This window comes from Lysinibacillus sp. NPDC047702 (genome assembly GCF_050272555.1).
Taxonomy (GTDB): Bacteria; Bacillota; Bacilli; order Bacillales_A; family Planococcaceae; genus Lysinibacillus.
Genome location: NZ_JBNNMG010000109.1, coordinates 1 through 7,448, shown reverse-complemented (window position 1 = coordinate 7,448; position 7,448 = coordinate 1). Strand labels below are relative to the sequence as shown.

Here is a 7,448-nt window from a genome sequence, read left to right as displayed (position 1 = left end):
GCAGAAAACATTCAAGATTTTCACATGAGCGATATTATCAAAGGTTTCTTTTTAACATTAAATAGCCTAGATGGTAATAACAACAATTCTATTAACAAATCTCCTATTAAGAAAATAGATTTTGAAAAACCAGTTTCAAAAAATGAAAATACTCAGTCCAATGAAAAAATGACTACTGTAACAAAATCGTCTTCAAAGATACTTCCTAAAATCAATGACGAACGAACTTTGAATACACCTATCGCTGAGTTAATTCAGCAGCAGCCTGAGGAACATTGGGTCACTGGTATAAAAGTTGATGATGACGGTACTAAACGTTACAGAGCTTATTATTGGTGTGAGTGTGGCAGTAAAGGTAAGAGATATGTGAGTGAAAAGGATGAAACTGTAAATTGTAGAGATTGTGGGCAAGAAATGTTTCTTGAAGCTGCTACTCTCAATTATCAGGAAAATGGGTTACCTGAAAGAGATGGCTTCGGAAATTTCTTCATTGCTCGGGAAATGGTTAATAAAAATTAAATGAATAAGCGGTTGCGAGTTTAAACTCGCTCCTGCCCAGGAGTTCACAAATAGGTTGGTTAGCTGAATCCTCAAAGGAAATTTGTGAACTGCTTGGTGGGGTGAACCACTAATACATGTGAAAGGGTGATGAAATTAAAAAGGACTACTGTATCCGCAGCAGTCCTTAAAAAGACATTTTTAAAAAATAAGTTATTTATATCTTAAGCCATGGACTTCAAAAAATCAACTAGGGGGAAGAATATGCTTTTTTCCGAAAGTAATGTAAACATTTCAGCGGCACTGGCTAAAGCATGGGCTACGATTCAAACACCCAAGCACAATGCAAAAGTGAATGTTCGTACTAAAAGTGGCGGTTCTTACACATTTGAGTATACCGATCTCAATGGCATTTTGGATGCTGTCAGACCTATATTCGTTCAAAATCATTTATCAATCATACAGAACAGCTATACAACTGTTGAAGGAAGTTTAACGATGGCTTGTGTCGAAACCATATTTCTACATGAATCTGGAGAGTATGTGAAATCCTATCCACTCAAATTTCCAGCAGCAAAAAGCATGCAGGATTTTGGTGGACAGATTACTTACATGAAGCGTTATAGCTTATCAGCTATGTTAGGGCTCGCTACAGAGAAGGATGATGATGCTAATGGTGCGAGTGGAAACGAGTATCAATACGTGAATCAACCACCTCAGAATCAGCCAAATAACAATGGACAACCACAGCAACAAGGGAATCAACAACAAATGCAACAACAAAATCAACCTAACAACAACGGTCTAAGGACTCAGGAACAGTTTAACGAAATAGCAAGATTGTTGAGTGAAGTCGCTGCAGCTTATGGCTCAGATCCTAATACCGCTTATAACGGTGCCATGCAGAAATGTAAAATTCCTGATAAAAATTCAGATATTTTAACAACAAAAGAAGCGGATAGCTTAATCCAATATTTACGCGCTATCAAAATGCAAGTTGCACAATGAATTATGTGCCACATAGAGTGTTATTGCCTCAATGGATTTTTGACCAGGCAAAAGGAAATAAAGATGAAATAAGGCGTCTGGTGCTCACATACATGCAACGCTACCCACATTACAGAACTACTGAAATACGTGGTAGTTTCGCAATATGTGAGCGAAAAGACGGCTTTTTATAGGAGGGCAAACCAAATGTTTACAACAGGTAATTCAACAGTAGATGCAATTGGGAATATGCATTTGGAAGGGAATGTGATACCACATACCTGGTATGAAAATATTCGCTTGGAAAGTACAGGAAAGCCCGATTTAATTGCCATTACCTTACTAAGTGAAATTGTGTATTGGTACCGTCCTTCCTATGTGAAAGAAGAAGAGTCAGGAAGATTGATAGGCATGAATAAGAAGTTCAAAGCTGATGCTTTACAACGTTCCTATGACAGTTTTGTAGCCCAATTTGGCTTTAGTAAAAAACAAGTCAGAGAAGCAATGGATCGCTTAGAACAATTAGGCTTAATTATTCGAGAATTTCGTACTATCTCAAAAAATGGAACTAGCTTATCTAACGTATTATTTATCAGTTTAAATGTAGGACTTTTAGAAGGTATTACCTTTATGGGCAATAGGGTGTTACCAAAAAAGGAAACAGGTTCTTTCCCTTATGGTAAGGAGGGTGTTACCGATATGGGCAATAGGGTATTGCCCGTACGGGAAACACCTATTACCGCTGAGGGTAATACGTATACAGAGATTACTACAGAGATTACTACAGAGATTACAAATACAGAGATTACTAAAAAGAAAAGTGGAAGTCGCAAACGAGTTTACGACGAATCCTCCATCCATTATCAATTGGCTTATATGCTCTATGAAAAAATTTTACAAGATGACCCTAGTTTTAAATTGCCGAACATGGATAGTTGGTCAGATCATATCCGCTTGATGATGGAAAGGGATGATCGCAATGAAGAACAAATCAAGTATTTAATCAACTGGTCTCAAAATAATACATTTTGGAAATCCAATATCCTTTCCACGAAGAAATTACGTGAAAAAGCAACAACCCTTATCCGGCAAATAAAAGCAGATTCAGAGAAAGCCAAAGCTGAACAGGCAAGATTGAACTCAAAGGGGAATTACCGCCAAGGTCGAGAAGAGAGGGTTCCTGATTGGTTTAAAGATCGACATAAAGATAATTCTCTTACACCACCAGAAACAAACGAATCAGCCAAACCACCTATGGACTTTGAAGCAGAGCGACAGAAAATACTAGCCATGTTAGGAAAGGCGAAATGACTATGAGCAGACATCAAAAAATACGCAATCATTTAATAAAAGCGTTACAAGCTAAAGGTCAATCGGTGAACAAGCTTACCGACAGGGCTTTGCTAAAAGCAATCACTAAAAAGGGGGAATGAGTAGTGGCTCCAGTTAAATCCGTACCATTCCGTATTGTTACAAAACCTCGAACTGTTCAAGTGGGTGAAAAAATCGATTTTGAGGAAAGCTCAGCACGTATTACAACCATCAAAAAAATTGAGTTTTTGCCTGGTGATTATATTGCAGTTATAGGTTTATGTAGGGAGGTTAGAGCGTGATTACCAATGAGCAAGTAGCAGATCGCATCAACAAACTCATAAGTGAGTATGAGTTCCCGCTTCCAGTCCTACAAGACGTACAAAAGCGATTAAGTGACAGCAACTGTCCGCATTATGCTATGCAGCAACTAAGGTACTTAGAAAATAACCTACATGCAGGCATTGCTACGAAAAGGGAGGATTCAAACAAATGATAAATCGTGTCGTAATAGTTGGTCGCCTTACAAAAGACCCTGAACTACGCTACACACCGAATGGAATTGCTTCATGCCGCTTCATAGTTGCGGTCAACCGTACATTTGCAAATCAAAACGGCGAACGTGATGCAGACTTTATTACTTGCCAAGCATGGCGTAAACAAGCTGAAAATCTAGCAAACTATCAACGTAAAGGCGCATTAATTGGTTTAGAGGGGCGTATCCAAACAGGTAGTTATGAGGGGCAAAATGGTCAAAGGGTGTATACCACTGACGTTGTAGCGGATAGTATTCAATTCTTAGAGCCATCACGAAACGGTGGAGGAGGTTCACAAAACGCTCCTAATTATCCAAATCAACCACAACAACAGCCTCAATATGGTGGACAAGCTTTTGGAAATAATCAGCAGTCCTTTGGTAGCAGTCAACCACAATATGGAGGTACAATGCCTGGGCAAGGTTCATTTGGCAACGGTGGTACTTATCAGCAAAATCAGCCTCCTATAAATCATCCGAATTATACGCGGGTAGATGAAGATCCATTTGCAAATAATAGGGGCCCAATTGAAGTATCTGAGGATGATTTGCCATTTTGAGAAAATAGGGGGAATTGCTCATGTTTAAAATGTTTAAAGCTATATTACGAACTGCTGGCAAAACGCCAGAGGACATTAAAAAAATGTATGATGGCTCCGTTGGTCCAGAACCTAGTGAGGAAGAAATACAGGGATATATCAATGTATATAACAAACTAGATGGTTTAGAGGTTGTTGTATATGATCGCGGACATCTTGGTGTTGCCGATTATGGATTATATGTATGGCAAAAAGAGGATGACGAAAGAATTAGGGAATTATTTTACCAAGCAGAACAAGACCCTTTCTTTGGCACTTATGTTAATGAGCGTGATGAATTTATTAAGGATTGGGAAGCGGAAGAATATGAATTGGGTCCTTCTCCTACATTTGGAGCTAATGACGTAGAAATCATCGAAGAAATTCAGCTAAAGAGTACATCATGAGTCGTTGCAAAAGATGTAACAGACCTTTAAAAAGTGGTGAATCCATAGTACGACAATATGGGTTCACTTGCTGGCAACGGCATTTGGATGACCTCGAGGAGGAATTTTTGAAAAATCAGCTCACCATATATGACGTGTTAGAAGCGGAAAATCTAGAAGAAATGGGGACATAGGATGCCAATTAAACAACGTGCAAAAGGAATATGCGTTGATGCAGGTGCCTGTACCAATTTGAAAGCGGGAGAGGAATATTTCCTTTTCCCACATGGTGGATTAGCTTATAACGTAAGCAGATTCCCTCATCCTGGTGCTCATTTCGGTACCTACCAAAAGAGCCGCTTTGAATTAGTAGATGCTGCTACGGAAGTGACAACACAAATAACAAGCAAATATCTAGCTCGTGTCGTTAAGCCTCCCTCGCATTTTTATAGGATTGGTGAGGAATACGTCATCACAGAACTGAAAGCAAACGGCTACTACGATGTATTTTTAAAGACCCGTCCTAATATTGCTCCTGTTGGTTCTTACAAGAATACTAGCTGTTTTGAACGTATAGAGCACTTAGGCGAATCAGAAGCGGCCGTGGTTGGTGACATCGTAGAAATTATGGATGAATCACTCATAAGACGTAAACATTATGAAAATGGTAAACAGGCAACCGTGTTAGAAGATTTTTATGGCTGTATATCAATTCAACTAAATGAGCCAGTAGATAAAAAGGTCATAGGTAGCGTGCTTTTAGTAGGTGATGAACTACAGGCGATTAAAAAGGTTGTTTCAGCTCCTGTATTAAAAGAAGCGGTTGTGGTGCACGATATGCTTGAAATGGTGAACGTACCTGTCAAAAAACAAAAATATGAGCAGTTGAGCTTATTTTAGGAGGATAATCATGGATAAAAAACAAGAGCTTATTAATGCAGTTACGAAACATCCAGAACGTAGATTAGTCGTTATGTATTCATCAGATGGTAATAGCGACTATTCTTATACGCTCGGAGAAATTGAAAAAATCGAGGTTACTGAAACAACACTCTATGATGACCGAGTTTTCTTCAGTGACGAATACGAAGATTTGTTAGAAATTCTTGCAGGAGATATTCATTCCAAGAAGCATGGAAAAAAGGTTGTGAGTGACGAGGAAGATGCAGAAATAGAACAATTGGCGAAACAAGAAATGAAAAATTACGAATGGGAACCTGTAATCGTTGTCTATGTTGGGAGCTAATCTGAGTACTAGGTAATGTTCGTGTATGGATCCCGGAAACTTTATTAGGATCCATACCATCGTTCGGAAATGAACAATTTTATCCAGTAAAGGAGATGGAGAAATGGAATACAAATTTAAGGCGTGGCAACCATTTGAGGGGTATCAAACAATTGCTATTGAAGATGATTTTGACGCAATTATGTGGGGACTAGAACATCAAGTAGACATTTTCACGCAGGAAAATGAGTTGGTTTACAGTCCAAACGATGATGAAGAATGTAATTTTGAACGACTTGAAAAATACGGTGTACAATGCATTGATAATGAAAATGGGCGTACTTGGGAACGTATTCCTTTGCAATATTTTGAGTTTTCGGAGCCTTATTATGCGCTTATTAAAGCGAGAAATGAAGAGGGAGCTGCTCGAGTATATATTGAAGAAGTAGCTAGCAATGAATTTGAATTGGAGAAACTAACTGATGAGGCGAAACTTGTTTCAGAAGTGTACGCCGCAGTATGTATGGCACGTGGAACAAATGAAGATGGAAGTTTAATGGATTTAAACTTTGTATTTACGCAGTTAGAAAAACATGAATCAATGGCAGTGCTTTGGGATGGTAGCCTATCATAATCAGTCTTTGATGATTAATCGAAACAAAATATTCAGTAATTGAGGTGAAGGAAAATAGACAAGAAAGAGCGCTTAGAAGTAGTAAATAATCTGATCAAATTCATTTCAGAACGTGGTCGCCGTTTCTTCTATTCTGGTTCAAATAATCGAACAGCTTCAATGATTTTGAAAAAAAAACGCGTTTATATAGTGGACCATAGATCAGGTGAAGAAGTTTATGCATACGAAGGGTTCTCGCATAAAGGCTTTTCACACGGTGGCACATTGTGGGCGCTGGTATGCGACTTTTCTTTCTTCATTCGCACAGGTGAAAGTGCTAATGGTAAACATGGTTATGGCGGCTTAAATAGCGGTGATTGGGGACACAGTGATGAAATTCAGCAAGAAATTATCAACTACGCTAAAGAAATTGGCTATTTGAAAAGGTGAACAATTTTGTTCAGATGGAAGGGGAAATGAAGTTGATTATTTACAAGGCTGTTCAAACGGATATGATGGGTTTCGCTGTTAAAGAAGCATTCTATGACAGCAAAAATAAAGCTAAAAAAGCACTTCGCAAAATGATTAAGGCAATTAAACATGATCTAGTCCAAGAGAGTGAAACAACACATTTATCTGTTCCTGTTGAACATTGTAAGACACCTATTCTTTTTGATGAAAAGACTACAACTTATCAGGTAATGGCTGAGGTTTGGGTTGAATATGGTGGCGAGGAACCAGAGTGGGATCAAACTGTTTTACATTTTGGAATTGAAAAAATTAAGGTTAGTTGAACAATATTGTGAAGGTGGTTGTTATAAGTGAATGCTATTAAATTTCGAGCAAAAATTACGAATCCTAACCATTTAAGTTATGGGGAAATTGTAGAAGTTGAATGGCTTGATTTAAAAAACAAACGTATTACTTTCAATGGAGTTGCAACAGCATTAGGTTTTGGAATTGTTGAGCAAGCCAATGATGGAGAATTTAAATTACTACAATACAGTGGACACAACGATTTAGATGATAACGAAATATATGCAGGGCATATTGTCCGTATTTATGATGATGAAGAAAATGATGACGGATGGAACGAAGAAGTTATCTCTCATCAGGGAGCATTTTGTGCAGGGGATGAAAATTTTATTGGTAACGTGCACTTTAGATCACGAATCATAGGTGATGTTTTTAAAGATAAAAAGCTATTATCCAATTGAACAAAAATGTTCAACAGGAGTGATTAATAATGTTATGCGAAAACTGTAAATGTAATATTTCAACAAATACTAAATCACATACTGTGCACTATTGGGAA

General features: G+C 38.0%; 13 protein-coding genes and 1 pseudogene. All 14 read left to right on the top strand.

What is annotated here, in order from left to right:
* Nucleotides 1-519 (top strand): annotated as a pseudogene (locus ACQKIM_RS27330) (hypothetical protein); the annotation flags it as partial.
* Between the two features lie 243 nt (nt 520-762).
* A complete protein-coding gene (locus ACQKIM_RS27325; RefSeq protein ID WP_427549991.1) occupies nt 763-1,506 on the top strand; it encodes an ERF family protein in 744 nt (247 codons plus the stop codon).
* Between the two features lie 186 nt (nt 1,507-1,692).
* Nucleotides 1,693-2,796: a hypothetical protein gene (locus ACQKIM_RS27320; protein ID WP_427549988.1), complete on the top strand. Its 1,104-nt coding sequence runs from the start codon at nt 1,693-1,695 to the stop codon at nt 2,794-2,796.
* Nucleotides 2,797-2,921: 125 nt separating this feature from the next.
* The gene (locus ACQKIM_RS27315) at nt 2,922-3,098 is read left to right on the top strand and encodes a hypothetical protein (RefSeq protein WP_427549986.1); all 177 of its coding nucleotides are present in this window, start codon (nt 2,922-2,924) and stop codon (nt 3,096-3,098) included.
* Nucleotides 3,095-3,292, top strand: a complete 198-nt coding sequence (locus tag ACQKIM_RS27310; protein ID WP_427549983.1) for a DUF6877 family protein — start codon at nt 3,095-3,097, stop codon at nt 3,290-3,292. The genes ACQKIM_RS27315 and ACQKIM_RS27310 overlap by 4 nt, the downstream gene beginning before the upstream one ends.
* Entirely contained in the window at nt 3,289-3,891 is a 603-nt protein-coding gene (ssb, locus tag ACQKIM_RS27305; RefSeq protein WP_427549981.1) for a single-stranded DNA-binding protein, read from the top strand. Before ACQKIM_RS27310 ends, ssb begins: the two co-directional genes overlap by 4 nt.
* A gap of 20 nt (nt 3,892-3,911) precedes the next feature.
* Nucleotides 3,912-4,316, top strand: a complete 405-nt coding sequence (locus ACQKIM_RS27300; protein ID WP_427549978.1) for a hypothetical protein — start codon at nt 3,912-3,914, stop codon at nt 4,314-4,316.
* Entirely contained in the window at nt 4,313-4,489 is a 177-nt protein-coding gene (locus ACQKIM_RS27295; protein ID WP_427549975.1) for a DUF6011 domain-containing protein, read from the top strand. Before ACQKIM_RS27300 ends, ACQKIM_RS27295 begins: the two co-directional genes overlap by 4 nt.
* A 1-nt stretch (nt 4,490) precedes the next feature.
* The gene (locus ACQKIM_RS27290) at nt 4,491-5,195 is read left to right on the top strand and encodes a hypothetical protein (protein ID WP_427549973.1); all 705 of its coding nucleotides are present in this window, start codon (nt 4,491-4,493) and stop codon (nt 5,193-5,195) included.
* 10 nt (nt 5,196-5,205) lie between these two features.
* Nucleotides 5,206-5,541: a hypothetical protein gene (locus ACQKIM_RS27285; protein WP_427549971.1), complete on the top strand. Its 336-nt coding sequence runs from the start codon at nt 5,206-5,208 to the stop codon at nt 5,539-5,541.
* A gap of 103 nt (nt 5,542-5,644) precedes the next feature.
* The gene (locus ACQKIM_RS27280; protein ID WP_427549968.1) at nt 5,645-6,154 is read left to right on the top strand and encodes a hypothetical protein; all 510 of its coding nucleotides are present in this window, start codon (nt 5,645-5,647) and stop codon (nt 6,152-6,154) included.
* A 189-nt stretch (nt 6,155-6,343) separates the two neighbouring features.
* Nucleotides 6,344-6,583, top strand: a complete 240-nt coding sequence (locus ACQKIM_RS27275; RefSeq protein ID WP_427549965.1) for a hypothetical protein — start codon at nt 6,344-6,346, stop codon at nt 6,581-6,583.
* 32 nt (nt 6,584-6,615) lie between these two features.
* The gene (locus ACQKIM_RS27270) at nt 6,616-6,927 is read left to right on the top strand and encodes a hypothetical protein (RefSeq protein ID WP_427549963.1); all 312 of its coding nucleotides are present in this window, start codon (nt 6,616-6,618) and stop codon (nt 6,925-6,927) included.
* Nucleotides 6,928-6,954: 27 nt separating this feature from the next.
* On the top strand, nt 6,955-7,350 hold the full coding sequence (locus tag ACQKIM_RS27265) for a hypothetical protein (protein WP_427549961.1): 396 nt from the start codon (nt 6,955-6,957) through the stop codon (nt 7,348-7,350).
* Nucleotides 7,351-7,448 lie beyond the last annotated feature (98 nt).

Excerpts from the sequence above, each read along its gene's own strand:
- ACQKIM_RS27325 (WP_427549991.1), top strand. The coding sequence starts at position 763 with ATGCTTTTTTCCGAAAGTAATGTAAACATTTCAGCGGCACTGGCTAAA.
- ACQKIM_RS27320 (WP_427549988.1), top strand. The coding sequence starts at position 1,693 with ATGTTTACAACAGGTAATTCAACAGTAGATGCAATTGGGAATATGCAT.
- ssb (WP_427549981.1), top strand. The coding sequence starts at position 3,289 with ATGATAAATCGTGTCGTAATAGTTGGTCGCCTTACAAAAGACCCTGAA.
- ACQKIM_RS27300 (WP_427549978.1), top strand. The coding sequence starts at position 3,912 with ATGTTTAAAATGTTTAAAGCTATATTACGAACTGCTGGCAAAACGCCA.
- ACQKIM_RS27295 (WP_427549975.1), top strand. The coding sequence starts at position 4,313 with ATGAGTCGTTGCAAAAGATGTAACAGACCTTTAAAAAGTGGTGAATCC.
- ACQKIM_RS27290 (WP_427549973.1), top strand. The coding sequence starts at position 4,491 with ATGCCAATTAAACAACGTGCAAAAGGAATATGCGTTGATGCAGGTGCC.
- ACQKIM_RS27285 (WP_427549971.1), top strand. The coding sequence starts at position 5,206 with ATGGATAAAAAACAAGAGCTTATTAATGCAGTTACGAAACATCCAGAA.
- ACQKIM_RS27280 (WP_427549968.1), top strand. The coding sequence starts at position 5,645 with ATGGAATACAAATTTAAGGCGTGGCAACCATTTGAGGGGTATCAAACA.